Source organism: Streptomyces sp. NPDC058051 (assembly GCF_042885475.1).
Classification (GTDB): domain Bacteria; phylum Actinomycetota; class Actinomycetes; order Streptomycetales; family Streptomycetaceae; genus Streptomyces.
Genome location: NZ_JBHVRW010000011.1, coordinates 188,170 through 212,716, shown reverse-complemented (window position 1 = coordinate 212,716; position 24,547 = coordinate 188,170). Strand labels below are relative to the sequence as shown.

The window sequence follows — 24,547 nt, the reverse complement described above, 5'->3', positions numbered from 1 at the left end:
GCGTCGTACGCTCCCCGCATGGACAGCGCAGAGTATGAGCGCAAGATCGCCTTCCGCTTCGCCGCCTTCGACCAGGACGGCAACGGATACATCGATCGCGCGGATTTCAGTGCCGCCGCGGCCCGGCTGCTCACCGAATTCGGTACGACTCCCCGCAGCGACAGGGGTCAGGCGCTCTACACCGGGGCCGAGGCCCTCTGGCAGGGCATGGCGGGCATCGCCGACGTCGACGGGGACCAGCGCGTCACGCGTGAGGAGTTCGTCGGCGGGGCCGTGAAACGGCTGCGTGACAATCCGGAGCGCTTCGCGGAGATCGCCCGCCCGTTCCTGCGCGCGGCGATCGCCGTGGCGGACGGGGACGGCGGAGGGACGGCGTCCGTGCCCGCTGTGGAGCGGGCGCTGAAGGTGCTGGGCGCGAGCGCGGAGACGGCGGCCGTCGCGGCGCGGAGCCTGGACGCGGACCAGGACGGCAGGATCGCCGAGAACGAGACGGTGGCGGCGTTCGCCGACTACTTCACGGTGATCGCGCCGGACATGTGACCGGCCCGTCCGGCGCCCGCCCGCCGCCCGCGCCCGCCGGGCAACGGGCAACGGGCGCGGGACCGTGCTGTGCCGCCGGACGACGGGGCCCGCGCATGCCCCGCGCCGCCGGACGACGGGCGCGGGAGCGCCTCGTGTCGCCGGACGACGGGCGCGGGACTGCCTCGTGTCGCCGGTCGACGGGCGCGGGACTGCCTCGTGTCGCCGGTCGACGGGCGTGGGGGTGCCCCGTGCCGCCGGTCGACGGGGCTCAGGACCGCCCCGTGCCGCCGGACGTGCCGGGGGCGGAGAACCGCTCCCGCAGCTTGTACTTCAGTACCTTCCGCAGCGTCTCGTTGCGCGGCAGCGCGTCCACCACCTCCAGCCGTTCGGGCAGCTTGTGCACGGAGAGGCCCTCCGCCCGCAGGTGAGCGGTGAGCTCCGGCAGCGTCAGCGGAGCGGCACCCGCCGGCTGCTCCACGACCGCGCAGACGCGTTCGCCGCGCTCCGGGTCCGGAAGGCCGATCACCGCCACGTCCCCGACGCCCGGGTGCCGGTGCAGCAGGTCCTCGATCTCCTTGGCGGAGATGTTCTCGCCCTTGCGGATGATGATGTCCTTCAGCCGTCCGGTGAGCACCAGGTGCCCGCTCGCCTCGACGTGCCCGACGTCGCCGGTGATCAGGAATCCGTCCGCGTCGAAGGCCGCCGCCGACGCCTCCCGGTTCAGATAGCCCTGGCAGACGGCCTCTCCGCGGAGCCGTACCTCGCCGTCCGTGCCGTACGGCAACGGCGTGCCGTCCTCGCCGGTGATGCGTATCTCCATGCCCCCGGGCGGGCGTCCCTCCGTCGTGGCGAGGTGTTCCGCCGTGTCGTCGGGGGCACCCATCGTGATCATGGGGACCTCGGTCATGCCGTACCCGTGGGTGAGCTGGACGCCCATCTCCCGGACCACCGCGTGGTAGAGCTCCGGCGGTTTCGGTGCTCCGCCGCCCGCCAGCAGCCGGAGGGTGGGGATCAGCTTCCGGTCCGGGGTCCTGCGCTGCTCGGTCAGGAACATCGAGTAGAACGCTGTGGACCCGCCCGCGACCGTCACCCCGTGCCGCCGGTAGTCCTCCAGCGCCTCCGGCATCGCGAAGTGCTCGAAGAGGACCGCCGGGAAGCCGTACAGCAGCAGCATCACCGTGTAGTCGGGTCCGGCGACATGGGCGAAGGGGAAGGCCATGGAGCCGGTGTCGTCGGCCGACAGGCGCAGCGCGTGGGCCAGGCAGGAGCCCCCCGCGATCAGGCTGCGGTCGGTGTGGAGGACCCCCTTGGGGTCGGAGGTGGTGCCCGAGGTCCAGTAGATCCAGCGCACCGCCGTCCCGTCGGCGGGCGGGGGCGGCAGCACGGACGGATCGCCGTCCGGCAGTGACGCGTACGCCTCGAAGACCGAAGGCGGGTGCTCCGCCTCCGCGGCCAGCCGGTGCGCCATCGCCGTGTGGTCGAAGCCGCGCCAGACGCCGGGCACGGCGAAGAAGCCGGCCTTCGACTCGCGCAGCGCGAAGCCGACCTCGCGGTCCCGGTAGAAGGGGATGACGGGCGTCTGTACGGCCCCGACGCGGGTGAGGGCGAAGGAGAGCAGCGCCGTTTCGAGACGGGTCGGCAGCTGCCAGGCGACGACGCTGCCGGGGCGCACGCCCCTCTCCCACAGCCCGGCGGCGACCCGCTCGCAGCGGGTGCGCAGCTCGCCGAAGGTGAGGGTGCGGTCGTCCTGGATCAGGACGGGGCGGTCCGGGGTCAGTGCGGCCCGGCGCTCGATGAGTTCCCAGAAGGTGCCCGACGTGCCCAGGTCGTGTGCGGTCTCGTCCACTGCGTTCCCCGTTCGCCATAACTGACGGGTAGTCAGGTCGTGCCGAGAGCGTAGGGCGCCGCGCCTTGTCGGTCCAGGGGTGCGGGGCTAGCCTGAGTGCCGGAACTCAATCTGACGGACCATCAGATAGATGCCGTGTGCGCCGGAGGGGACACCATGACGGAACTGCCTCGGATCGTCAGCGTCGACGACCATGTGATCGAGCCGCCGCACCTCTTCTCGACCTGGCTGCCCGCCCGGTACCGCGAGCGCGGCCCGCAGCCGCTCACCGCGGGCATCGGCGAGCTGGCGTACACCGGAGGCAAGTACGTCATCACGATGGACCCGGACGGGCCGCCCACCGACTGGTGGATCTACGAGGACCTGAAGTTCCCGTACAAGCGGAACATCGCCGCCGTCGGCTTCGACCGCGACGACATGACGCTGGAGGGGATCACCCGGGCCGAGATGCGGCCGGGCTGCTGGGATCCGGCCGAGCGCCTGAAGGACATGGACCTCAACCACGTCGAGGCGAGCCTCTGTTTCCCCACCTTCCCGCGCTTCTGCGGCCAGACCTTCGCCGAGGCGCACGACAAGGAGGTCGCCCTCGCCTGCGTCCGCGCCTACAACGACTGGATGGTGGAGGAGTGGTGCGGTGACAGCGGCGGCCGGCTCATCCCGCTCTGCATCATCCCGCTCTGGGACATCGGCCTGGCGGTCGCGGAGATCGAGCGGAACGCGGCGCGCGGGGTGCGTGCGGTGACCTTCTCCGAGATCCCCACCCACCTCGGCCTGCCGTCGATCCACACCGGCTACTGGGATCCGTTCTTCGCCGCGTGCCAGGAGACCGGCACGGTCGTCAACATGCACATCGGGTCCAGCTCGCAGATGCCCGCCGCCTCGCCCGACGCACCGCCCGCCGTACAGGCCAGCCTCTCCTTCAACAACGCCATGGCCTCGATGATGGACTTCCTGTTCAGCGGGGTGCTCGTGAAATTCCCCCGGCTGAAGCTCGCCTACAGCGAGGGCCAGATGGGCTGGATCCCGTACGCCCTGGAGCGCGCCGACGACGTCTGGGAGGAGCACCGGGCCTGGGGCGGGGTGCGTGATCTGATCCCGGAGCCGCCGTCCACGTACTACTACCGGCAGATGTTCTGCTGCTTCTTCCGCGACAAGCACGGCGTCGCCTCGCTCGACGTCGTCGGGCGGGACAACGCCACCTTCGAGACCGACTACCCGCACGTCGATTCGACCTTCCCGCACACCAGGCAGGTCGCCCTCGACCACGTCGAGGGGCTGGACGACGAGACCGTCTACAAGCTGATGCGCGGGAACGCGATCCGGATGCTCGATCTGGACCTGGACAAGTAGGCGCGCGATGGACCTCGCGTACACGGAGGCCGAGGAGGAGTTCCGGGCACGGCTGCGCGCGTGGCTGACGGCCGTGCTGCCCGCACTGCCCGCGAAACCCGGCCCCGACGACTGGCCGGCGCGGCGCGCGTACGACACCGCCTGGCAGCGGATGCTGTACGAGGCCGGCTACGCGGGCCTGCACTGGCCGGCCGACGCGGGCGGGCAGGGCGCCACCCCGACCCAGCACCTGATCTTCCTGGAGGAGACGGAGAAGGCCGGCGCGCCGTACGTCGGCGCGAACTTCGTCGGGCTGCTGCACGCCGGGCCGACGATCGCCGCCGAGGGCACGGCCGAACAGCGGGCGCGCTGGCTGCCGCCGGTGCTGCGCGGCGACGAGGTCTGGTGCCAGGGGTTCAGCGAGCCCGACGCCGGCTCGGACCTCGCCTCGCTGCGGACCCGGGCCGTGCGCGACGGCGACCACTACGTGGTGAGCGGGCAGAAGACCTGGACCTCGCACGCGGAGGTCGCCGACTGGTGCGAACTGCTGGTGCGTACGGACCCCGCGGCGTCCAGGCACCGCGGGATCAGCTGGCTCGCGATGAGGATGGACGCCCCCGGCGTCACCGTCCGCCCGCTGCGCACCCTCGCCGGGTCCACCGAGTTCGCCGAGATGTTCCTCGACGAGGTGCGGGTGCCGGTCTCGCACCGCGTCGGCGCGGAGAACGACGGCTGGCGGGTCTCCATGGTGACCCTCTCCTTCGAGCGCGGTACGGCGTTCGTCGGCGAGGTCGTCGCCTGCCGCCGCACTCTGGCCGCCCTGGCCGCCGAGGCGCGGGCGAACGGCCGCTGGGACGACCCGGTCCTGCGCCGCCGGCTGGGCAGGCTGAACGCCGAGTTCCGGGCGCTGTGGCGGCTCACCCAGTGGAACGTCAGCGAGGCGCGGGGGGCCCGGCACGGCGGCGTGCCGGGCACCGGTGGCTCGGTCTTCAAGCTGCGCTACTCGCACGCCCGCCAGGAGCTGTACGAGACCGCCGCCGGGGTGCTCGGCGCGGACGCGGCCGACCTGGACCGGGCGTGGGTCCTGGACCGGCTCTCCTCGCTCTCGTACACCATTGCCGCGGGCACCTCGCAGATCCAGCGGAACATCGTCGCCGAGCGGATCCTCGGCCTGCCGAAGGGGCGCTGACGCGGCCATGGACTTCCAGCTCTCGGACGACCAGCGGGCCCTGCGGGCAGGGGTGCGGGACCTCCTCGCCGGCCGCTTCGGAAGGGACCGGATGCGGGCGGCCCTCGACGGCGGCGGGGGCATCGACCGCGACCTGTGGCGGGAGCTCGGCGAGGCCGGGTTCTTCGCCCTGCGACTGCCGGAGTCCCGGGGCGGCGCCGGGCTCGGGCTGCCGGAGGCTGTTCTCCTCTTCGAGGAGGCGGGGCGGTCGCTGCTGCCCGGTCCGCTGATCGCCACCCATCTCGCCGCCGGCGCGGTGAAGGGGGCGGCGGAGGGCGAGGCGGTGATCGCCGTGCTGGACGCCGGGCAGCCGGTGGGGCACCTCGGCGACGCGGACGCCCTGCTCGTGCTCGGAGAGCTGGAGGCGTCGGCCGTGACCGCGGGACCGGCACTGCGGGACGCCCTGCGGGAGGCCGCGAGGCCCGTACGGTCGCTCGACCCGCTCACGCCCCTGTGGCGGATCACCGGCCCCGTGGGACCGGGCGAGGAGGTCCTGCCGGGCGACTTCCCGCCGGGCGACTTCCTGCCCGGTGGCTTCCTGCCCGGTGGGGCGCGGCTGCGCGACGAGGGCGCCCTGCTCGCAGCGGCCGAACAGCTCGGCAGTGCCGCCCGCACGACCGAGACGGCCGTCCAACACGCCCGTGAGCGTGAACAGTTCGGTGCCCCGATCGGGTCCTTCCAGGCGGTCAAACATCTGTGCGCCGGGATGCTGGTCCGTGCGGAGCTGGCCCGTGCCGCCGTCTACGCGGCGGCCGTGACCGCGGACCGGATCGAGATCGCGGGCGCCAAGCTCCTCGCCGACGAGGCGGCCGTCGGCAACGCGCGCGACTGCCTCCAGGTGCTCGGCGGCATGGGCTTCACCTGGGAGGCAGACGTTCACCTGCACCTCAAGCGCGCTTGGCTGCGCTCGGGCCAGTGGCTGACGGCGGCGGCGGCCGAGGAGACGCTTGCGGCTGACCTGTGCTGATCGCGCACGGGTTCTGTGGAGACTTCGGACGCGCCGCGGCGGATGGAAACGGCCCGCACCCGGGTGACAGGCAGGCGGGGGAGCCTCACGCTGCGGAGTTACGCAGTGGAGTCGGCCGACTTCGATGCGGGCTTGTGTCCTTTGCGTCTTTCGTTACGGGGTGGAGTCGGTGCCGGGCTCGGGTACCCTCCGTTGGGTGCGAGAGGTTCTGGAACCGGACGATCCGGATGTTGCCTGTGCGGCGACTCCGGCCGGGAAGAGGTGCCCTGCTCGCATTCCAGGCAGGAGTGCCGGGCCTGCCCGGGGGACGACTCCCGCTGCCTCGGTGCGCCTCTGTTCGACTCCCCGCAACGTGCGTCGCACAGTATGCACCACGCGTACTCCTTCGCGCTGGAATATGCCCGAAGCGCTTGTTGCGGTGACTGTACGTCAACCATGCTGTCGCGTAAGGGAATCACGTTCCGTGACCCTGAGGAGGCGCGAGGCGATGTGTCCGCCGGTTCGGATGGTGTGAGCGGTGCAGGTGCTTCAGGTTCAGCTGGAGGTCGGGCCGGATCCCGCGGAGGTCGGGAGAGCCCGTAGGTGGGCGCGATCGAGACTGGTCGGGTCCGGGATGAGAGACGACGAGCCGCTGGCCGAGACGCTCATCCTGCTGATCTCGGAGCTGGTCACCAACGCGGTGGTCCACACCGGGTGCCCGGCCGTGCTGCGCATGCTCTTCGGCTCGACCGGGGCGGCCGGGACGGTGCGGGTCGAGGTGGCCGACGCCAGCTGTCGTCCGCCGCAGCAGCGTCACGCACAGGGCGAGGACACCGGCGGCCGGGGCCTGGAACTGGTCGACGGCCTCGCGGACCGCTGGGGCTGGCAGCCGGAAGGCGCGGGGAAGCGCATCTGGTGCGAGGTCGACCGGAGCGCCCCGCTGATGAAGGTGGTGCCGGCGCCCGCGGGCCCGGCGGGCGCGCAGAGGGGCCGGGGTGCCGCAGACGCATCCGACGGGGCGGGCACCCCTGGAGTCCCGGGCGCCTCGGGTGCCTCGGACGCACCGGCGGCGGACGCGGACCGCGAGGCGTACCGGCCGTCACGGGCCATGACGAAGCGTGCATAAAGGTTAAAGCAGGCTGTCCTGCTGTCTGACTGTCCGGACCGGCTGACCGGCTGTCCGTGGGCGGCCCGAACGGGCCTGATCGCCTTCAGGATCTGACCGCTTTCAGGGTCCGGTCTCCTTCAGGGTCCGCTCCCCTTCGGGATTCGATCGCTTTCAGGGTCCGCTTTCCTTCAGAGGAGGGCGACAGGGGCGACCGGAGTGCCGGTCGCGCCGACGAACGGTTCCGGCATCGCGGAGAGCAGGAAGCTGTACCGCTTCTCTTCCGCACAGGCTGTGGACAACTTCTCCAGGTTCCAGTTCTGGCCCTGGAGCATGCCCATCTCGACCAGATCCAGCGCGTGGACGCCCAGCCACAGATCCTCGATCTCGGGTGGGAAGATCTCGAAGGTCAGGGTGTCGTTGGCGACCGCTGCCGCATCGCGGACGCGGAACCACTCGGGCGTCCGGATCGAGAGACCGGGGGACGGATAGGCGTACCCGTGCCTGTCGCCCGCCAGATAGACCTGCATCTGCCCCGTGCGTACGAGCACGATGTCGCCGGACCGGACCCGGACCCCCGCCAGTTCTTCGGCCGCCTCCAGGTCCTCGGGCGTGACGGCGTGGTCGCCGGGCAGCCTGCCGACGCCGTGCGCGCGTGCCACGTCGAGCAGCACCCCGCGCGAGACGATGTGCGGGGCCTTGTCGATCCCGCTGAACCGCGCGCCGCCGTGCGCGGTGATCGTGTCGGCCGGACGGCCGTTGTAGATCTTCCCCGAGTGCGAGGCGTGGGTGAGGGCGTCCCAGTGGGTGGCGGTCTGGAGTCCCAGGACGGCCGTGTCGTCACTGGTGGCGACGGTGCCGGGGCCGAAGAGCTCCTGATTGATCTGGACCATGGTGTGCAGGGGGTTGATCCGCCCCGGGATCAACCCGCTCTGGACGCCGTCCTGCTGGAGGGGGAGCGCGAGCGGCACGCGCAGTCCGGTACGGACGGTGGCTGCCGCCTCCCGCACGACCGCGTCGGTGATCAGGTTGAGCGTGCCGATCTCGTCGTCCGCGCCCCAGCGTCCCCAGTTGCTGACCCGCTTGGCTATGTCGTGGAACTCGGCCGGCAGTGACACGGGGCCTCCCCGGGGCTTGTGTTCGTGGACCTGATGGCCCCTAAAATCTAACGGACCGTCAGAAACCGCGGGAAGGGGCCGGGCATGGGGAACTTCTTGGCAGGCAGAGTGGTGGCCGTGACGGGGGCCGGGCGCGGCATCGGGCGGGCGGTCGCGCTCGCGGCGGCGGCCGAGGGGGCGCGCGTCGTCGTGGGCGACTACGGCGTGTCCGTCGAGGGCGGTGAGCCGAGCGGTGAGATCGCCGAGTCCGTCGTCAAGGAGATCGAGGCGGCGGGCGGCGAGGCGGTGGCCGTCGTGGACGACATCTCCACGATGGCGGGCGGGCAGCGGATGGTGGACACGGCGCTCGCGCGGTACGGGCGGATCGACGGGGCCGTGTGCGTGGCGGGGATCCTGCGCGAGCGGATGCTGTTCAACATGTCCGAGGAGGAGTGGGATCCGGTGGTCGCCACCCATCTCAAGGGCACCTTCACCGTCTTCCGTGCCGCGTCGGCCGTGATGCGGAAACAGGAAGGCGGCGGCACACTGATCGGCTTCACCAGCGGCAACCATCAGGGCAGCGTCGCGCAGGCCAACTACAGCGCCGCGAAGGGCGGGATCATCTCGCTGGTGCGGAGCGCGGCACTCGGCCTGCACAAGTACGGCGTGACGGCGAATGCCGTCGCTCCGGTCGCCCGGACCCGGATGTCCGCGAACGTCCCGATGGAACTGAAGGAGATCGGCGACCCGGAGGACGTGGCGGCGCTCGTCGTCTACCTGCTGAGCGACCGGGCCCGCGAGGCGGGCATCACCGGGCAGGTCTACACGATCGCCGGCCCGAAGATCGCGGTCTGGGCCCAGCCGAGGGAGCTGCGGGCGGGGTACGCGGAGGGTGCCTGGACCCCGGAACGCATCGCGGACTTCCTGCCGGGGACGGTGGGCACGGACCCTATGCCGATGCTGGAGCGCCTGGCGGAGATGGCCGCCGCCGCGGCGGCGAAGGCGAGGCCCAACGCGTGAGACCGGCGCCGTGTCCCGGTCCGGGACGCGGTGCGTGACGTCTCGACGCGGGGCTTCTGGGCTCGGACGAGATCCAGCGGAACATCATCGCCGAGCAGGTGCTCGGCCTACCGAGGGAGCCGAGATGAGAGGCGTCGTCTTCGACGGCACGCGGACCGAGGTCGTCGACGATCTGGAGATACGTGATCCGGGCCCGGGTGAGGTGCTGGTGGCGGTGGCCGCGGCCGGACTGTGCCACAGCGACCTGTCGGTGATCGACGGGACGATTCCGTTCCCGTCGCCGGTGGTGCTCGGACACGAGGGCGCGGGGGTGGTGGAGGCGGTCGGCGCGGGCGTCGGGCATGTGGTGCCCGGCGACCACGTGGCGCTGTCCACGCTGGCCAACTGCGGGGCGTGTGCCCACTGCGACCGGGGCCGGCCGACGATGTGCCGCAAGGCGATCGGGATGCCGGGGCAGCCGTTCTGGCGGCGCGGGCAGTCGCTGTACCAGTTCGCGTCCAACTCGGCCTTCGCCGAGCGGACCCTGGTCAAGGCCGTCCAGGCGGTGAAGATTCCGGCCGGTCTGCCGCTGACGTCGGCGGCCCTCATCGGCTGCGGGGTGCTGACGGGAGTCGGGGCCGTACTCAACCGGGCGAAGGTCGACCGGGGCGACACGGTCGTGGTGATCGGCACGGGCGGTATCGGACTCAACGTGATCCAGGGGGCGCGGCTGGCGGGCGCCCTGACGATCGTCGCCGTCGACAGCAATCCGGCGAAGGAGGCGGTGGCGCGGCTGTTCGGCGCGACGCACTTCCTGACGTCGGCGCAGTACGTACGGGACATCCTGCCCAGCGGCGCTGACCACGCCTTCGAGTGCGTGGGCCGTACGGAACTGATCCGGACCGCGATCGACCTGCTGGACCGGCACGGCCAGGCGATCCTGCTGGGCGTTCCCGCGGCGACGGCCGAGGCGTCGTTCCTCGTCTCGTCGATGTACCTGGACAAGTCGATCCTGGGCTGCCGGTACGGCTCCTCGCGCCCGCAGCGGGACATCGCGCTCTACGCGTCCCTGTACCGGGAGGGCAGGCTCCTCCTGGATGAACTCGTCACCGAGACCTACCCGGTGGAGGACTTCGCCAAGGCGGCGGACGACGCGCACCACGGCCGCGTGGCACGGGGCGTGCTGGTGTTCTAGGGCCTGTGCCGAGTTGAGATCACTGGTGTGGCTGTTTCGCTGTCCCGGCCGGACCGGGGAGGTGGACAGGCGGGATGACTCGGGGTGAGCTCACGGACGACGAGTGGACCGTGTTCGAGCCGCTGCTGCCGCTGGGCGAGCGCGGTCCCATTCCTGACCTGCGCAGGCTCGTCAACGGCGTGATGTGGCGGTTCCGTACGGGCGGTCCACGGCGGGGCATGCCCGAGCGGTACGGGCCCTGGTCCACCGTCTACGGGCGGGTTCCACCTCTGGGCCCGGTCCGGGGTCTTCCAGACGCTGATGGAGGCGGTGATCGCCGAGGCCGACGCGCGCGGTCGCTGTCGAGGTGTCTCAGGGGCGCCGGGTGATCCCGGCTGTGGCGCGCTCAGCTGACGGCAGGGAGCCGGCGGGCGAAGCGGCGGACGGCATCGGTGAAGGCATCCGGGTCGTCGAAGTTCGCGAGGTGCCGTGCCCGCGGGATCAATGCGATGAAGGGAGATGCCAGAAGGTGCTCAAACGGCCAACTGCGGTCGTGGGAATCGCGCCGCAGCTCACCGACGCCGAGCTGGTCACCCTCGCGATGATGCAGGCCATGCTCGGTTTCACCTCCGAGGCAAGGTGGCTCCGGCGTGCCCGGGCCCACCTGCGGCACCCCTTTGTGCACCCTGCAGTGCGGTCCCGCAGCCTCGAAGTCACCCGTCGCCGCGGGGGAGGGTGCCGGCCGCGGCCCGCGGGGCAGTCGGGATGTGGGAACCCACCGGTGCGGGCGTGGACGGGGGCTCGGGCGGCTGGGAAGAAGGAGGCACGGTGGGCACGGGCGGGGCGAGCGGCACGGGAGTGCTGTCGGTGCCGCCCGCCCCCGAGAAGCCGGTCACCGCGGTGACGGCACAGGCGGCGCCCAGCAGGGCGCCCGCTGCGGCGAGCGCGGCGCGGCGTCGCCGGACCCGACGGCCGCCGGTGACGGCCGCGTCGACGACACCGGGCAGCGGCGGTTGCGGCCGCGCGTCGAGGACCGCCTCGAACGCGGCGCGCAGGGCGTCGCTGTCGTGCTCGTCCATCCGCTCGTCCCTCCGCTCGTCCATACCCGGCCTCACCTTCCGGCCCGTTCGCCGGTCAGCTCTTCGACGATCGTGCGCAGCCGGGCGAGGCCGCGGGCACTCTGGCTCTTGACCGTCCCTGGGCTCACCCGCAGCGCCTGGGCGGTCTGCTCGACGGTCCAGTCCTCCCAGAACCGCAGGACCAGCACGGCACGGTAACGCGGCGACAGTCGCATCAGCGCGTCCTGCATCATCAGGCGCAACTCCGGTGTCGTCGGCGCGGCGGAGGGCGGATCGGGCGGTTCGTCCACCGGCTCCTCACGCCAACTGCCCTTACGCTGTTGGTCGATGAAGGTGCGCGTCAGGATGGTGCGGGCGTAGGCGTCCACGTTTCCGTCCCGCCTGACCCGGCCCCAGGCCGCGTAGAGCTTCATCAGGGCGGTCTGGGTCAGGTCCTGGGCCTGGTGCCAGTCCCCGCACAGCAGGTAGGCACTACGCCTGAGCTGAGCCTGCCGCGCCTCGGCGAACTCCCGGAACTCCCGCTCCCGGACCGCTTCCTGCACCCTGCCGACCCTCCGCTCGCACACCACTCTGCCGGTCATACATACGGTGAATCGACCGGCGGGGTTGCATGCCGCGGGGAGAAACTCTTCCCTTGCGCTCGGTGCAACCCGTCCGCGCCGGCTTCCGTACTCCTCTCACATCAGGGCGCCGTGGCACAGGCGGCGACCCGCGAACCGAGACAGAGGAAGACTGTTGCCCAAGCACCGCACGTTCCCCCGAAGCCGCCGCAAGATACTCGGGCTCGCCGCCGGAGCCGTCCTGGCTGCCGCGGCCACAGCCGGCATCGCCACTGCCGCGACCCCGTCACATCAGGAGCAGTCGGCGCCCACCGCCCCCAAGGAGAGGGCGGCGACCCCGGCCCCGGTTCCTCCGACCGAGGAGAGGGCGGCGACCCCGGCCCCGGTTCCTCCGACCGAGGAGAGGGCGGCGACCCCGGCCCCGGTTCCCCCGGCCGAGGAGAGGGCGGCGACCCCGGCCCCGGTTCCTCCGACCGAGGAGAGGGCGGCGACCCCGGCCCCGGTTCCTCCGACCGAGGAGAAGACGGCGACCCCGGCCCCGGTCCCACCACACCACGCGTAGGCCGCGTCTAACACGGTGGGCTGACCACTGCGGGACAGGTCGTGCGTTGCGCCGTCCAACCGGACAACGCAACGCACGATCACCGGCCCGCGTTCTCTCCCGTACGGGATCCGTGCCGCACCACGGAAACGCGCAGGCGCCTGTCGCGCAGCCCCCTGATTCGGTGTTGTCGCGGGTGTTGCCCATCCCTTAAGAAGGGACAGGCAAAAGCCGGTGAACTGGACCGATTCCTTCGGCAGGAGGTCGGCCGGTTCCGGGCGCAGGCGTTCGAGGGTTGCCCGGGTCCTCCGGATGGACCGTCCACCCCGCATGGGGACAGCCCGAAGCGGCCGGACGGCGTGCGCCGCGTCGAACGCGCGGGAAAGCTGTGGCCGCGGACGAGGCGTACTCCTCTCGCGCCAATCTCGCCTACCTGCGTGGACGCAGGATCCGAGCGGTGATCCCGGAGAAGACCGACCAGGCGGTCAACCGCAAGAAGAAGGTCTCCGCAGCCTCACATGAAGGCCAGTGGGCCCGTCGGCCAGTGGGCCCGTCGGCCCGTCGGTCAGCCGCCGAAGGGGCCGCTGTCGCGCCGGGTGATGCCGGGCCGCGTGTTCACGGACCACATGTGGGTGCACTGCGGGCACTGGAGGTGGACGACCGGTCCGTTGTTGGATATCAGATAGCGCCAGTGCTCACCGCAGGTACGGAGGTCGGCGCAGGTCTCGCACTGACGGGCGTCGTCGCAGACGGGGCACGGCATCCAGGCGCGGCGGGCCGCGTCCGCCTGCGGATCAATGGGCAGCCGCACGGCCCGGTCCTCTCCCCGGCAGGACGCCGTTCGCCACCAGCAGGTCATAGGTGCGCTGCTGCTCGGCGTCCAGGCCCGAGTAGAGGAGGGCATACGCCTCGTCCTCACCCTGAAGCGCGGCGACCGGATCCCAGTCGGGCCCGAGCGCGGCCACGACCTCGGCCCGTCGTCGGACTTCCTCGATCGTCAGATCGATCGTGAAGGGTATGAGACTGTCTGGATTTTCCTTCTTCATGGCGAAACTTCCGATGTGAAGGTGGATATCCACCTGCTTATCAGGAGAAAGCGGCGGCAGGGAAGGGTGACCTCAGTCGCTCCGAGGGCGAGCGGCTTGCCGTTCCCGGGAAGGAATCTCCTGGATCGGTCGGCGGCGGCCCGTTGTTGCCGGCGCCAGGGCCTCGGTGGCGGACGCGCTCCCCGCCTGGCACTGTGACGCACTTCATGGCCGGGCGTCCGGTGTACCTGTTGTGGCCGGGGTGGCCGGGGTGGCCGGGGTGGCCGGGGTGGCCGGGGTGGCCGGGGTGGCCGGTCAGGTCCTTCCGGCGCGGAAGGTGCGCCGGTACGCCGTGGGGGACACCCCCAGTGCCGTCTGCAGATGCTGCCGCAGTGACGTGGGCGTCCCGAAGCCCGAGTCCCTCGCCACCTGGTCGATCGACAGGTCCGTCGACTCCAGCAGGTGCCGGGCCCGCTCGACCCGCTGCCGCGTCAGCCACTGGACGGGGCTGACGCCGACCTCCTCCCGGAACCGGCGGGTGAACGTCCGTACGCTCATCGACTCCTGCTGCGCCATGTCGCGCAGCAGGATCGGACGGTCGAGCCGGCCGAGCGCCCAGGCGCGCGCGGAGGTGGTGGCCGTGAACGACGCGTCGGGCACGGGGCGTTGGATGTACTGCGCCTGCCCGCCTTCCCGGTGCGGGGGTACGACCGTGCGGCGGGCGACCTCATTGGCGACGGCCGTGCCGTGGTCCCGGCGCACGATGTGCAGGCAGAGGTCGATTCCGGCGGCGACCCCGGCGGAGGTCAGGACGTCCCCGTCGTCGATGAACAGGACGTCCGGATCCACCTGGACCTGGGGGAACAGCTGTTGGAAGTGGTCGGCCGACGACCAGTGCGTGGTGGCGGGGCGCCCGTCGAGGTACCCGGCGGCAGCCAGCACGTAGCCGCCCGTGCAGATGGAGACCATGCGGGTGCCGGGCCTGATGTGCGCGAACGCGGCGGCGAGTTCGCCGGTGAGCCTGCCCTCCGTGTAGACCGGGCCGAGTTCGTACGACGCGGGGATCACGACGGTGTCGGCGGTGGCCAGCGTCTCGGGGCCGCGTTCGACGGTGATCGTGAAATCCGCGTCGGTGCGGACCGGGCCGGGCGGGCGTACGGAACAGGTCACGACTTCATAGAGCTTGCGACCCCTGTTGTGCGGCTCGGAACCGAGCGAAAGCCCGAAAATCCTTTGGGGGATGCCCAGTTCGAAGGGGAGCAGCCCATCGAGGGCCAGGACGACGATGCGGTGCGGCACGGGCGGACTCCCTTCACCCCTAGTGGTATAGACCTTAAGCTGATACTTGTCACTGCTGTGAAGGAAAAGCCGGCAGAGCACATGCGCATTCCCGCCGTCGACCGCGAGGGTGTCACGCTTCCCGCGCCCCGCGCGCCTCATTCGCCGAGTGCGGGACCGGGGGGCGGAGGGCCGGGGGACGGCCTGGGCGGAGGGCCGGGGGACGGCCTGGGCCAGGATGCGGGCGGCGGCCTGGGCGGAGTGCCAGGGGGCGGCCTGAGGCGAGTGCCGGGGGGCGGCCTGGGCGGAGGGGCGGCGACCGCGCTCTGGAACCGCAACTTCCGGCTCTTCTTCGTTGCCCGTACCGCCGCGCTCTTCGGTGACGGCATGATTCCGGTGGCGCTCACCGCGGGCCTGCTGGGGGCCGGCCGGCCGCACGCGTCGGTGGGGTTCGCGCTGGCGGCCTGGATGGGGCCGCTGGCACTCTTCGTGCTCTTCGGCGGCGTGCTGGCGGATCGTTTCACCCCGCGCCGGATGATGCTTGTCGCGGATGCGTTGCGCCTGGTCGGGGCCTCGGTGCTGGCGGTCGCCTTCGCCACCGGCAATCCGCCGTTGTGGGCGGTGTACGCGCTCAGCGCCGTGGCCGGTGTGGGGGCCGCGCTGTTCCAGCCGGGGGTCGCGTCGACCGTGCCGCGGGTGGCCGCGGACGTGCAGCGCGGCAACGCGGTGCTCCGGGTCTCCGAGGCGCTGATGACCATGGCGGGCCCGGCCTTCGCGGGTGTGCTCGTCGGACTGACCGGCGCCGGAGCGGTGTACGCGGCGAACGCGTCGACGTTCCTCGTGTCCGGCCTCTGCCTCTTCCTGCTGCGGCTCGCGCCGGCCCCGTCGGACGAGGCGCGGCGCGGCACCTTCGTCGCCGAACTGGTCGACGGATGGCGGGAGTTCCGGGCCCGAAGCTGGCTGTGGGGCGTGATCGCGGTCTGGACGGTGTACGGCTTCGCGGTGCTCGGCCCGATGCTCCCGCTGACCGCGGTCGAGGTCACGGAGGCGCACGGCTCGGGAACGTACGGCGTGATGATGGCGGTGAACGGCGCGGGCAGCGTCGTCGGCGGGCTGTTCGCCCTGCGCCTGAGACCGCGCCGCCCGCTCGCGGCGGGGGCCGTCGCGCTGACCGCGGTCTGCGTGAACCTGGTGGCGCTGGGCCTCGGGCTTCCCGTGGCGGCGCTCGGGGCGGGGCAGTTCGTGGCGGGTGCGGCGTCCGCGTTCTGGCTGGTGATGTGGTCGACCACGGTCCAGACCCACGTGCCGCCCGAGGCGCTGAACCGCCTGCACGCGTACGACGTGGCGGGCTCCCTGCTCATGCTGGCGGCGGGCCGGGCGCTGGCGGGACCGGTCGCGGACCGCGTGGGCGCGCCGAAGGTGCTGCTGGCCGGCGCGGTGATCAACATGGTGGCGGTGGCGGTACTGCTGGCCGCCCGGCCGATCCGCCGGCTGGAGCGGATCGGCTGAGGGAGGGGGCGGGCCGTCGAGGTGCGAGGCGCTGCCCCGTGGCCGGTACCGCCTCGGTAGTCGGTACTGCCCCGGCGGTCGGTACTGCCCCGGCTACTTGTTCCGGGAACGCTCCTCGGACTGCTGCATCTCGATGACTTGCAAGACATGGGTGCTGGTCTGCTTGCGCACGGTACCGGCCACGAACAGTGCCGCACCGAAGACGGACAAGGGTGCCGAGATCCCCAGAATGGTCAGCTGCTTGGGCCACGCGGTGACCATCTCGCAGTGTGTGGTGACCGTGAAGCAGACCGTGTCGTGCTGGTCCACGAGCAGGAAGCCCAGCCACACCCACAGAACGCAGGCGACGATCAGCAGCGCGGCACCCCACAACTGCATGAGCACGGAGCCGCGGTCGAAGTAATGGCGTGCTTCCCACTGCATGAGATCCCCCGGTTCGGCTTACGTCGAAGGCGCGGCGCACGGGTCGCCGACCGATGCGCCGAAGGCGCGGCGCACGAGGCGCCGGCCGACAGGCGATCGTACGCGCATACGAGTCGCTGCCCGGCTGGAAGCCGTCCGCCCTTGTGGCCCGATTCCTGCGAAGCATGTCCCTCCGGCCACTCGTGAGGCGTACGTGGCGGCCCGATGCTGAGTGACGTGACCCAGACAACCGAAAGCGCAGCCCGGGACGACGACCGCCGGGCAGGCCGCACGCCCGCACCGCAGCCCTCCCGGCGGCGCGTCCACCGCGCCTGGATCGTCGCCGTCGTCACCTTCGTGACGATCATCGGCGGCGCCGCCTTCAACTCCCTGCCCGGTCTCCTCATCGACCCGCTCCACACGGAGTTCGGCTGGTCGCGAGGGCAGATCGGGCTCGCCGTCTCCATCGACCTGGCGCTGTACGGGCTCACCGCACCGTTCGCCGCCGCGCTGATGGACCGCTTCGGCATCCGCCGGGTCGTCGTCGTCGCGCTCAGCACGGTGGCGGTCGGAGCGCTGGGCAGCGTCTGGATGACGGCGGCCTGGCAGCTGATGCTCTACTGGGGGCTGCTCGTCGGACTCGGTACCGGCTCCATGGCGATGGCCTTCTCCGCAACGGTCACCAACCGTTGGTTCGTCGCCCGGCGCGGCCTGGTCACCGGCATCCTCACCGCGGCGGGCGCCTCCGGCCAACTGGTCTTCCTGCCGCTGTGCGCCTGGATCGTGGACGCGCACGGCTGGCGCCCGGCCTCGGTGACCGTCGCGCTCGCGGCCCTGGTCGTCGTCCCGTTCGTCTGGCTCCTGCTGCACGACCACCCGGCCGATGTGGGCCTCGCCCCGTACGGCGGCACCTACGTGGAGAAGCCCGCACCCGCGCGCGGGGCGGCGAGGCGCACCCTGCGTGTACTGATCGACGCCGCGCGCACCGGACCGTTCTGGCTGCTGGCCGGCACGTTCGCGATCTGCGGGGCCTCGACCAACGGTCTGATCCGGACACACTTCGTGCCGTCGGCCCACGACCACGGCATGCCCATCACCGCCGCGGCCTCGCTGCTCGCCGTCATCGGTGTCTTCGACGTCATCGGCACCGTCTTCTCCGGCTGGCTCACCGACCGTTTCGACGCCCGCAGGCTCCTCGCCGCCTACTACGCCCTGCGCGGCGTCTCCCTGCTGTTCCTGCCGATGCTGATGGCGCCGTCGGTGCATCCGCCGATGCTGTTCTTCATCGTCTTCTACGGGCTGGACTGGGTCGCCACCGTTCCGCCGACGCTGGCCCTGTGCCGCGAGCAGTACGGCGAGGACAGCGCCATCGTCTTCGGCTGGGTCCTCGCCTCCCACCAGGTGGGCGCGGCGCTGGTGGCGTTCCTGGGCGGTGTGGCACGCGACGTGTTCGGCTCGTACGACGTGGTCTGGTACGCGGCGGGTGCGGCGTGCGCGATGGCGGCGCTGATGGCGCTGGTGATCCGACGGGTCCGGGAGCCCTCGGACGCCGCCGCCGGACTCGGCTGATGACGGTGGCGGACTCTGCTGAGGTGGCGGTCGCCGTGGCGGACCCTTCGACCGGCTGACCGAGATTCACGGGCGTCGTCCGGCACGCCCTCGGAGCGGGCCGGTCGTCCGCCGGTCGTCCGCCGGTCCGGTCCGATCGTCTGCCGATCCGGTCCGGGGACCGGCGCACGCTCATCCGGGCAGCGGTCCGAATCGCCCGAAAACACCCCGGTGGAACAGCAGTGGATCACTTCCGTCCGCCGCCGCCCCCAGCGCCTCCACCCGGCCGACGACGATCAGATGGTCACCCCCGGTGTGGACGGCCTGGACGCGGCAGTCGATCCAGGCCGGTACGGAGTCCAGCAGTGGCGACCCGGTCGCGGGAGCCGGCCCGTACGCCACCCCCGCGAACTTGTCGGCCCCGCTGACCGCGAAGCTCCGGCACAGCGCGCCCTGGTCCGCGCCGAGGATGTTGACGCAGAACGCCCCGGCGCGGGCGATGCGGGGCCAGGTCGTCGACGTACGGGCGACCATGAACGTGACCAGGGGCGGGTCCAGGGAGAGCGAGGCGAACGACTGGCAGGCGAAGCCGGTCGGCGCGCCTGTGTTCTCCGGGTCGTGCGCGGTGACGATCGTGACTCCGCTGGCGAAGTTGCCCAGCACGCTGCGGAATTCGGCCGGGTCGACGGGTGGCCGCTCGTCATCGGCGACGGCCCGCAGATCCGGACGCGGCAACGGATCGACCGGCGCCGGCCCGGCGGTGGTGGAGGCGCCGACGGACCTGAGGTACCGGACGGCGGTGGCGGCCATGCCTGCGTGTCCCATCACGCTTTCATTGAAACTGACACGCTGTCAGATAGGAAGGGCAGGGGCAGGGTTCCCCGCGCGAACCGTTGGGCGGTGAGCCCGGGCCCGTCCCCCTCGCAAGATCGTCCGGGCCGCGCTCGGCCTCGTACCGTGACCGTCACCACCGGGTCGTGGATGTCCGCGATCCGGTGGTCCGGGACGCGGCGGCGCGCGACATCAAAAGCCCAGAGAACGTGGGCAATCACCCTTCCCTGACCCACCCTGCCTCCCGTCACCCACACGAGTGAGGTTCGCCAACTGAGCTGGAAATCGGTCCGCTTGGCTGACATATGCTCGCCGCGACCACCCCAGACATGCGACGGCCCCCGGCCGGGACTGGCATCCCGATCGAGGGCCTGACCAACGAGGAAGAGAACGCTTCCCGATGGATACCCAGCAGATTAGCGCGCCCTCGCGCGCCCCGTCCCGCGTACGCAGGGACGGAACGCCGTCATCCGGTGTCGTGCACGACAATTCCCGGCACACCAGCCGCTTCACGGTTGTCGGAAACCACCTCACCCAGCACCGCGAGCTCTCCCTCACCGCGATCGGGCTCGCCGCGCACATCCAGTCCCTGCCCGCCGGGGCGAAGGTCGGCATCAAGGAGCTCGTCGGCCGCTTCCCCGAGAGCGAGGCCCGGATCGCCGCCGCGTTACGCGAACTCGAAGCGCATGGCTACCTGCGACGCACCAGGGCACGCCTGGCCAATGGCCGGATCGTCACTCGTACCGTCTCCTGCAACCAGCCTGCCGACCGGCGGCTCACAGACGCTCTGCCGGGCCGCGCGTGTCCGCCGCGCCCGCAGCGTACGGCCCGGCCGTCGGTGCCCGTCCGGCCCTGTGGGGAGCCCGAGGCCGACGACGCGCGTCCGGCCAGGTCCCGGACCCGCGCCACGCCCCCGCCCCGTCGTGAGCCCGCGCCGCTGCTCGTACCGCGTCCTGCCTTCCCCGCAGCGCCTCTCCTCCGGACCGCCACCGACCTGCTCGTCGGACTGCACCACCAGGACCCGCGCCTGCTGCTCTCCGCACAGGACGTGGATGCCCTGACTCCGGGGGTCGCCGCGTGGCTGGAGCGCGAAGTCGGCCCCGGCGCCGTGGAGCACGCCCTGACCAGCGAACTGCCGGCCGAAGGACTGCGCCGACCGGCGGGGTTCCTCGCACACCGGCTCACGGCCCGGCTTCCGGCACCGCCTCCGTTCCGGCCCCCGACCGCCTCCTCGTCCCGGCCGCTCCCGCTGCAGAACTGCGAGGGCTGCGACCGGGCATTTCGCGCGACGGACCCGGGAGAGTGCCCCGACTGCCGGACCGACCACTCTCATCCGACCGCCCGACAACTCTAGGAAACCCACATGGTCAGCTCGTCCCACGAGGCGATGCACCGCATCTTTCAGGAGTTCCTGGGGCTCTTCTCCCGCGTCTCCGAGGTACTGGGGGTCGAGATCGGCCCACCCGCCTCGGCCACCGTCGTGCCCACGGACCTCACCGAGAACCGGCCTGTCGAACGCCGCGTCGACACCCTTCTGCGCATCGACATGGAGGACGGCCAGTCCTACCTCCTGGCGATCGAGGCCCAGGGCAAGAAGGACCCGGAGAAGCCGGTGAGCTGGATGTACTACCTGTCGTACCTCCAGGCGAAGTACAAACTGCCGCCCATGCTCCTGGTCGTCTGCCAGGACCGGGCCACGGCCGAATGGGCCGCACACCCGTTCACCGCCGGCCACCCGCGGTCGCCCGTGCTCACCCTGCACCCCCTCGTCGCCGGTCCGCACAACATGCCGGTGATCACCGACGTGGCCGAGGCCCGCAAGGATCTGGCACTGGCCACGCTGGCGGCGATCACTCACGCAGGCGATCCGGACATCGATGCCATACTGAAAACGCTGTCGACCGCTCTGCGGGACGTACCGGAAACCATCGCCGACCCCATCGTCGAGCTCACCGCACAGGGCCTGGGCAACCGTCCGGCCGCACAACAGTGGAGGAACCTGGTGGCCGTGGACCTTTCCTTTTACAAGTCACCCCTGTCGGAGGAGATCCGGGACGAGGGGCGAGCAGAGGGCCGGGCGGAAGGTATCGCGCGGGGCATCTTGCTTCTTCTCGCGCAGGTCGGTGTCGAGGTGTCCGACGAGGCGCGGGAGCGCATCACTGGCTGTACTGATCTTGATGTGCTGAGTCGTTGGCTCCTGCGTGCCCCTACTGCCGTGTCGGTCGAGGACGTCTTTGCCGAGAAGTAGGTGAGGGACTGCGACCGGGGCCCCGGATCCCTCACCGCCCCCGGTACTTCGGAGCGCGCCGCTCCAGGAAGCTCGCCACGCCTTCGTCGGCGTCCTGCGTCGTCATGTTGATCTCCTGGGCCATCGCCTCCGCCGCGAAGGCTGTCGCACGGTCGGAGTCCAGGGACACGTTCACCAGGTGTTTGGTGAGGGCGATCGCCCGGGTCGGGCCGTCGGCCAGGCGCTGAGCCCATGCGCGGGCCGCCGTCTCCAGCTCCTCGTCCGGGACCACCCGGTTGACCAGCCCCAGACGTTCCGCGTCCGTCGCCGGGAGCGAGTCGCCGAAGAACATCAGCTCCTTGGCGCGCTGCGGACCGAGCAGGCGCGGCAGCAGGTACGCGCCGCCGCCGTCCGGCACGAGACCGCGACGTACGAACACCTCGATGAATTTAGCCGACTCGGCGGCCAGCACCAGATCGCACGCGAACGCGAGGTGCGCGCCGAGGCCGGCGGCCGTGCCGTTGACGGCGGCGATGACCGGCTTCTCGCAGTCCAGGACGGCGGCGATCAGACGATGCGCGCCGAGCCGGATCGTACGGGCCACATCACCCGGCACCCGGTCGCCCGGCACCCGGTCGCCCGGCACTCGGTTGTTCGTTGTGGGGGCTCCTGTCGCCGGGGCACCCGCCGACGGTGTGCCGCGCAGGTCGGCGCCCGCGCAGAAGCCTCGGCCGGTGGCGGTGAGGACGACGGCCCGGACCGCAGGGTCGGCGGAGGCCTCGGCGAGGAGCGCGATGACGCGTTCCCGCTGGTCCCAGGTGACGGCGTTCATCGCTTCGGGGCGGTTGAGCGTGATCCAGGAGACGCCGTTGTCAGTGGCGTGGAGTATCAATGAATGGAGCGGGTCGGCCGGTGCGGCGGGCCCGGTCGGTTCGGTGTGCTCGGCGGTGTCTTCGGGGGAGGACGGCATGAGGCAGCTCCTTGGCGGGTGGTGGCGGGACGGTCGGCGGGCCCGGTGGCGCGGCAGCCGGGGCCGGGGCGGGCGGCGCGCCGGCCGGTCAGCGGCAGACGGCCAGCGCGTCCAGAGCCACCGCGCCCTGGCCCCGCCCCAGCACCATCAGCGGGTTGATGTCCAGCTCGGCAAGGTCGTCGCCCAGTTCCAGCGCCATCCGCTGCACGCGCAGCACGACCTCGACGAGCGCGTCCACATCCACCGGTGGTCCGCCGCGTACACCCTCCAGCAGGGCCCGGCCGCGCAGCTCCGCCAGCATCGACCGCGCCTGCTCCTCGCCGAACGGTGGTACGCGCACCGCCGCATCGTGCAGCACCTCGACCAGTACGCCGCCGAGCCCGACCGTCACCGTCGGCCCGAACAGCGCGTCCTGCGTGATGCCGACCATCATCTCGACACCCCGCTCGATCATCTGGCAGACCAGGATGCCGTCCAGTTCGACATCCTCGTAGCGTGCGATGTCGGTCAGTTCGCGGTACGCGTCCCGCACCTGACTGGCGGAGGTGAGACCGACCTTGACCAGGCCCAGTTCGGTCTTGTGGGCGAGCCGGGCGCCCGACGCCTTCATGACGACCGGGTAGCCGACCAGTCCCGCGGCCCGGACGGCCGCCGCGGCGCTGGTCACCAACTGCTCGCGCGGTACCCGGATTCCGTACGCCCGGAGCAGCTGCTTCGCCGCGTGCTCGCTCAGCTGCTGACCGGGGCGCATCAGTGCCTGCGCCTTGCGGAACGACGGCGACGGTGTGCGCGGAGCCTCGTCGAACGGGGAGCGGTAGGAAGCGGCGAACCGGTGGTGGTCCAGATAAGCCTTCACCGCGGTGATGCAGTTGCCGAAGGTCCGGAAGGTGGCGACGCGGGACGAGCCGAGCAGCGTCGTACGGTAGGCGTCCTCCGTCCCGACGGGCGAGCCCCAGACCACGCACACCAGCTTGTCCGTGGTCTCCGCCGCATCCACCAGGTCCTGGGCGAGTTTGTCGCTCATCGGGGGGAAGGGGCCGGTGATCGGACAGATCAGCACCCCGACGCCCGGGTCGGCGAGGATCGCGTCGATGATCTTCCGGCCGCGCCAGTCGCCGACCGGATGGCCGCCGTTGTCGACCGGGTTCGCCACGTTCAGATAGCCCGGGATCCACTCGTGCAGTTCACGCTGCTTCTCCTCGGACAGGGCGGGCAGCTTCAGCCCGGCTCCGGTCGCCAGGTCCGAGAAGTGAGCGCCTGTGCCGCCCGAGATCGAATACACGACGACCCCGTCCGCCTGCGGCTTCCGTGCCCGGGCCAGCAGGGCCGCGGTGTCCTGGAGTTCGTCGAGCCCGTCCACCCGGATGACGCCGAACTGCCGCATCGCGGCATCCACCACCTGGTCCGCGCCGGTCAGCTTGCCGGTGTGTGACGCGGCCGTCCTGGCCCCCGTCTCCGTACGCCCCACCTTGACCGCCACGACCGGTACACCGGCCCTCGCCGCCCGGTCGGCGGCGAGGAGAAAGGAGCGCCCGTCCTTGAGCCCCTCCACGTAGCAGGCGATGGCCCCGACCTCCGGGCGTTGTGAGAAGTACGAGATGAAGTCGGCGGTCTCCAGGTCCGCCTCGTTGCCCGTGGGCGCCCAGTGCGAGAGCCGTACGCCCAGTTCCTGAAGGGTGTAGACGGGGCGTCCCTGGTGGCCTGACTGGGTGATCAGCGCGATGGCCGGGCCGTCCAGATCCTCCCGGAACCTCTCGAAGGCGTTGAGGTTGGTGTTCGGGCCGAGCAGCCGAAGCCCGGACCGTTCCACCGCCGCGGCCAGCCGGGCCTGGGCGGCGGCGCCCTCCTCGCCGGTCTCGGCGAATCCGGAGGCGAAGGCGACGGCGAACCTCACCTTGGCCTGGCTGAGTTCCTCGATCACCGGAAGCGGGTCGCCGACCAGCAAGACGGCCAGATCGACCTGTTCCGGCAGGTCCGCGACGGAAGGAGAACAGGGCCGCCCGAAGACGGACTCCCTGGTGGGATGCACGGGGTGCAGCCGGGCCCCGACCCGGTCGGCCCAGGCGACCAGTTGCCGGGTGATCCCGGTGTTGGGCCGCCCGTCGGTGTCGGACGCGCCGATGACGGCCACGGACTCGGGCCGGAAGAACCGGTCCAGATCCGGCACGGGCGCGTGCAGCGGACGGCCGCTGACATCGAGATCGCCCTCCGTGGCGGCAGCCGCCATGCTGTGGACGATGGCGTACGGCTCTTCGCCGCAGGCCACCACCCTGGCGCGGAAGTCGGTGGTGAGGGTGCCGTGAGTCGATCCAAGCATCGTTCCGCCCACTC

24 protein-coding genes and 3 pseudogenes are annotated in these 24,547 nt (G+C 71.6%); 14 read left to right on the top strand and 13 right to left on the bottom strand.

All coding sequences use genetic code 11. The features are described from left to right. The first annotated feature begins 18 nt into the window (after positions 1 to 18). A complete protein-coding gene (locus ACFVUT_RS19665) occupies positions 19 to 540 on the top strand; it encodes an EF-hand domain-containing protein (RefSeq protein WP_389652719.1) in 522 nt (173 codons plus the stop codon). 250 nt (positions 541 to 790) lie between these two features. Here ACFVUT_RS19665 and ACFVUT_RS19660 read toward each other — a convergent pair whose 3' ends face one another. Continuing rightward, positions 791 to 2,368, bottom strand: coding sequence for a class I adenylate-forming enzyme family protein (locus ACFVUT_RS19660; RefSeq protein ID WP_389652716.1), 1,578 nt, complete (start codon positions 2,366 to 2,368; stop codon positions 791 to 793). 156 nt (positions 2,369 to 2,524) lie between these two features. Between ACFVUT_RS19660 and ACFVUT_RS19655 the strand changes: the two genes are divergently transcribed. The 4 genes from ACFVUT_RS19655 (at position 2,525) to ACFVUT_RS19640 (ending at position 6,997) form a co-directional block, all read left to right on the top strand. Continuing rightward, complete coding sequence (locus tag ACFVUT_RS19655; RefSeq protein ID WP_389652714.1) at positions 2,525 to 3,718, top strand: amidohydrolase family protein; 1,194 nt, start codon at positions 2,525 to 2,527, stop codon at positions 3,716 to 3,718. Between the two features lie 7 nt (positions 3,719 to 3,725). Then, positions 3,726 to 4,886: an acyl-CoA dehydrogenase gene (locus ACFVUT_RS19650; RefSeq protein WP_389652712.1), complete on the top strand. Its 1,161-nt coding sequence runs from the start codon at positions 3,726 to 3,728 to the stop codon at positions 4,884 to 4,886. Between the two features lie 7 nt (positions 4,887 to 4,893). Continuing rightward, complete coding sequence (locus ACFVUT_RS19645; protein ID WP_389652709.1) at positions 4,894 to 5,892, top strand: acyl-CoA dehydrogenase family protein; 999 nt, start codon at positions 4,894 to 4,896, stop codon at positions 5,890 to 5,892. 517 nt (positions 5,893 to 6,409) lie between these two features. After that, positions 6,410 to 6,997 carry an ATP-binding protein gene (locus ACFVUT_RS19640; protein WP_389652706.1) on the top strand — a complete coding sequence of 196 codons (588 nt, stop codon included), beginning with the start codon at positions 6,410 to 6,412 and terminating at the stop codon, positions 6,995 to 6,997. Positions 6,998 to 7,167: 170 nt separating this feature from the next. On the opposite strand, the gene ACFVUT_RS19635 is transcribed toward ACFVUT_RS19640, so the two are convergent. Next, positions 7,168 to 8,094 carry a cyclase family protein gene (locus ACFVUT_RS19635; RefSeq protein ID WP_389652703.1) on the bottom strand — a complete coding sequence of 309 codons (927 nt, stop codon included), beginning with the start codon at positions 8,092 to 8,094 and terminating at the stop codon, positions 7,168 to 7,170. Positions 8,095 to 8,178: 84 nt separating this feature from the next. On the opposite strand from ACFVUT_RS19635, the gene ACFVUT_RS19630 reads away from it, so the two are divergent. From ACFVUT_RS19630 to ACFVUT_RS19620, 3 genes are all read left to right on the top strand, one after another. Further along, complete coding sequence (locus ACFVUT_RS19630) at positions 8,179 to 9,093, top strand: SDR family oxidoreductase (protein ID WP_389652701.1); 915 nt, start codon at positions 8,179 to 8,181, stop codon at positions 9,091 to 9,093. 124 nt (positions 9,094 to 9,217) lie between these two features. Then, on the top strand, positions 9,218 to 10,267 hold the full coding sequence (locus tag ACFVUT_RS19625; protein ID WP_389652698.1) for a Zn-dependent alcohol dehydrogenase: 1,050 nt from the start codon (positions 9,218 to 9,220) through the stop codon (positions 10,265 to 10,267). Positions 10,268 to 10,341: 74 nt separating this feature from the next. Further along, complete coding sequence (locus ACFVUT_RS19620; protein ID WP_389652696.1) at positions 10,342 to 10,635, top strand: transposase; 294 nt, start codon at positions 10,342 to 10,344, stop codon at positions 10,633 to 10,635. Positions 10,636 to 10,652: 17 nt separating this feature from the next. Here ACFVUT_RS19620 and ACFVUT_RS19615 read toward each other — a convergent pair. Beyond that, positions 10,653 to 10,757 (bottom strand): annotated as a pseudogene (locus ACFVUT_RS19615) (alpha/beta hydrolase); the annotation flags it as partial. An 18-nt stretch (positions 10,758 to 10,775) separates the two neighbouring features. Here ACFVUT_RS19615 and ACFVUT_RS19610 point away from each other — a divergent pair. After that, positions 10,776 to 10,925: pseudogene (locus ACFVUT_RS19610) on the top strand (IS982 family transposase); the annotation flags it as partial. A 34-nt stretch (positions 10,926 to 10,959) separates the two neighbouring features. On the opposite strand, the gene ACFVUT_RS19605 reads toward ACFVUT_RS19610, so the two are convergent. From ACFVUT_RS19605 to ACFVUT_RS19595, 3 genes are all read right to left on the bottom strand, one after another. Continuing rightward, positions 10,960 to 11,349 (bottom strand): hypothetical protein, encoded by a 390-nt coding sequence (locus ACFVUT_RS19605; RefSeq protein ID WP_389652693.1) that lies wholly within the window; start codon positions 11,347 to 11,349, stop codon positions 10,960 to 10,962. An 8-nt stretch (positions 11,350 to 11,357) separates the two neighbouring features. Next, a complete protein-coding gene (locus ACFVUT_RS19600) occupies positions 11,358 to 11,867 on the bottom strand; it encodes a SigE family RNA polymerase sigma factor (protein ID WP_389652964.1) in 510 nt (169 codons plus the stop codon). Between the two features lie 309 nt (positions 11,868 to 12,176). Further along, positions 12,177 to 12,461 (bottom strand): hypothetical protein, encoded by a 285-nt coding sequence (locus ACFVUT_RS19595; protein ID WP_389652976.1) that lies wholly within the window; start codon positions 12,459 to 12,461, stop codon positions 12,177 to 12,179. 335 nt (positions 12,462 to 12,796) lie between these two features. Here ACFVUT_RS19595 and ACFVUT_RS19590 point away from each other — a divergent pair. Continuing rightward, positions 12,797 to 12,928: pseudogene (locus ACFVUT_RS19590) on the top strand (IS5/IS1182 family transposase); the annotation flags it as partial. A 63-nt stretch (positions 12,929 to 12,991) separates the two neighbouring features. Here the strand turns inward: ACFVUT_RS19590 and ACFVUT_RS19585 are convergent. From ACFVUT_RS19585 to ACFVUT_RS19575, 3 genes are all read right to left on the bottom strand, one after another. Further along, entirely contained in the window at positions 12,992 to 13,237 is a 246-nt protein-coding gene (locus ACFVUT_RS19585; protein ID WP_389652690.1) for a hypothetical protein, read from the bottom strand. After that, positions 13,221 to 13,472: a DUF6400 family protein gene (locus tag ACFVUT_RS19580; RefSeq protein WP_389652687.1), complete on the bottom strand. Its 252-nt coding sequence runs from the start codon at positions 13,470 to 13,472 to the stop codon at positions 13,221 to 13,223. The genes ACFVUT_RS19585 and ACFVUT_RS19580 overlap by 17 nt, the downstream gene beginning before the upstream one ends. Before the next feature lie 294 nt (positions 13,473 to 13,766). Next, positions 13,767 to 14,750 carry a GlxA family transcriptional regulator gene (locus ACFVUT_RS19575; RefSeq protein WP_389652684.1) on the bottom strand — a complete coding sequence of 328 codons (984 nt, stop codon included), beginning with the start codon at positions 14,748 to 14,750 and terminating at the stop codon, positions 13,767 to 13,769. A gap of 57 nt (positions 14,751 to 14,807) precedes the next feature. Between ACFVUT_RS19575 and ACFVUT_RS19570 the strand changes: the two genes are divergently transcribed. Beyond that, positions 14,808 to 16,238 carry an MFS transporter gene (locus ACFVUT_RS19570; RefSeq protein WP_389652681.1) on the top strand — a complete coding sequence of 477 codons (1,431 nt, stop codon included), beginning with the start codon at positions 14,808 to 14,810 and terminating at the stop codon, positions 16,236 to 16,238. 93 nt (positions 16,239 to 16,331) lie between these two features. Here the strand turns inward: ACFVUT_RS19570 and ACFVUT_RS19565 are convergent, their stop codons facing one another. Then, a complete protein-coding gene (locus ACFVUT_RS19565) occupies positions 16,332 to 16,661 on the bottom strand; it encodes a hypothetical protein (RefSeq protein ID WP_389652678.1) in 330 nt (109 codons plus the stop codon). Between the two features lie 216 nt (positions 16,662 to 16,877). Here ACFVUT_RS19565 and ACFVUT_RS19560 point away from each other — a divergent pair, with 216 nt between their 5' ends. After that, positions 16,878 to 18,209, top strand: coding sequence for an MFS transporter (locus ACFVUT_RS19560; RefSeq protein WP_389652675.1), 1,332 nt, complete (start codon positions 16,878 to 16,880; stop codon positions 18,207 to 18,209). 171 nt (positions 18,210 to 18,380) lie between these two features. Here ACFVUT_RS19560 and ACFVUT_RS19555 read toward each other — a convergent pair whose 3' ends face one another. Further along, positions 18,381 to 18,998, bottom strand: a complete 618-nt coding sequence (locus tag ACFVUT_RS19555) for a flavin reductase family protein (protein ID WP_389652962.1) — start codon at positions 18,996 to 18,998, stop codon at positions 18,381 to 18,383. 421 nt (positions 18,999 to 19,419) lie between these two features. Between ACFVUT_RS19555 and ACFVUT_RS19550 the strand changes: the two genes are divergently transcribed. After that, positions 19,420 to 20,373 carry a helix-turn-helix domain-containing protein gene (locus tag ACFVUT_RS19550; protein WP_389652672.1) on the top strand — a complete coding sequence of 318 codons (954 nt, stop codon included), beginning with the start codon at positions 19,420 to 19,422 and terminating at the stop codon, positions 20,371 to 20,373. A gap of 9 nt (positions 20,374 to 20,382) precedes the next feature. Next, the gene (locus tag ACFVUT_RS19545) at positions 20,383 to 21,267 is read left to right on the top strand and encodes a hypothetical protein (protein WP_389652669.1); all 885 of its coding nucleotides are present in this window, start codon (positions 20,383 to 20,385) and stop codon (positions 21,265 to 21,267) included. Positions 21,268 to 21,298: 31 nt separating this feature from the next. Here the strand turns inward: ACFVUT_RS19545 and ACFVUT_RS19540 are convergent, their stop codons facing one another. Beyond that, complete coding sequence (locus ACFVUT_RS19540; protein WP_389652667.1) at positions 21,299 to 22,216, bottom strand: enoyl-CoA hydratase/isomerase family protein; 918 nt, start codon at positions 22,214 to 22,216, stop codon at positions 21,299 to 21,301. Between the two features lie 88 nt (positions 22,217 to 22,304). Further along, positions 22,305 to 24,533 (bottom strand): acetate--CoA ligase family protein, encoded by a 2,229-nt coding sequence (locus ACFVUT_RS19535; protein WP_389652664.1) that lies wholly within the window; start codon positions 24,531 to 24,533, stop codon positions 22,305 to 22,307. Positions 24,534 to 24,547 lie beyond the last annotated feature (14 nt).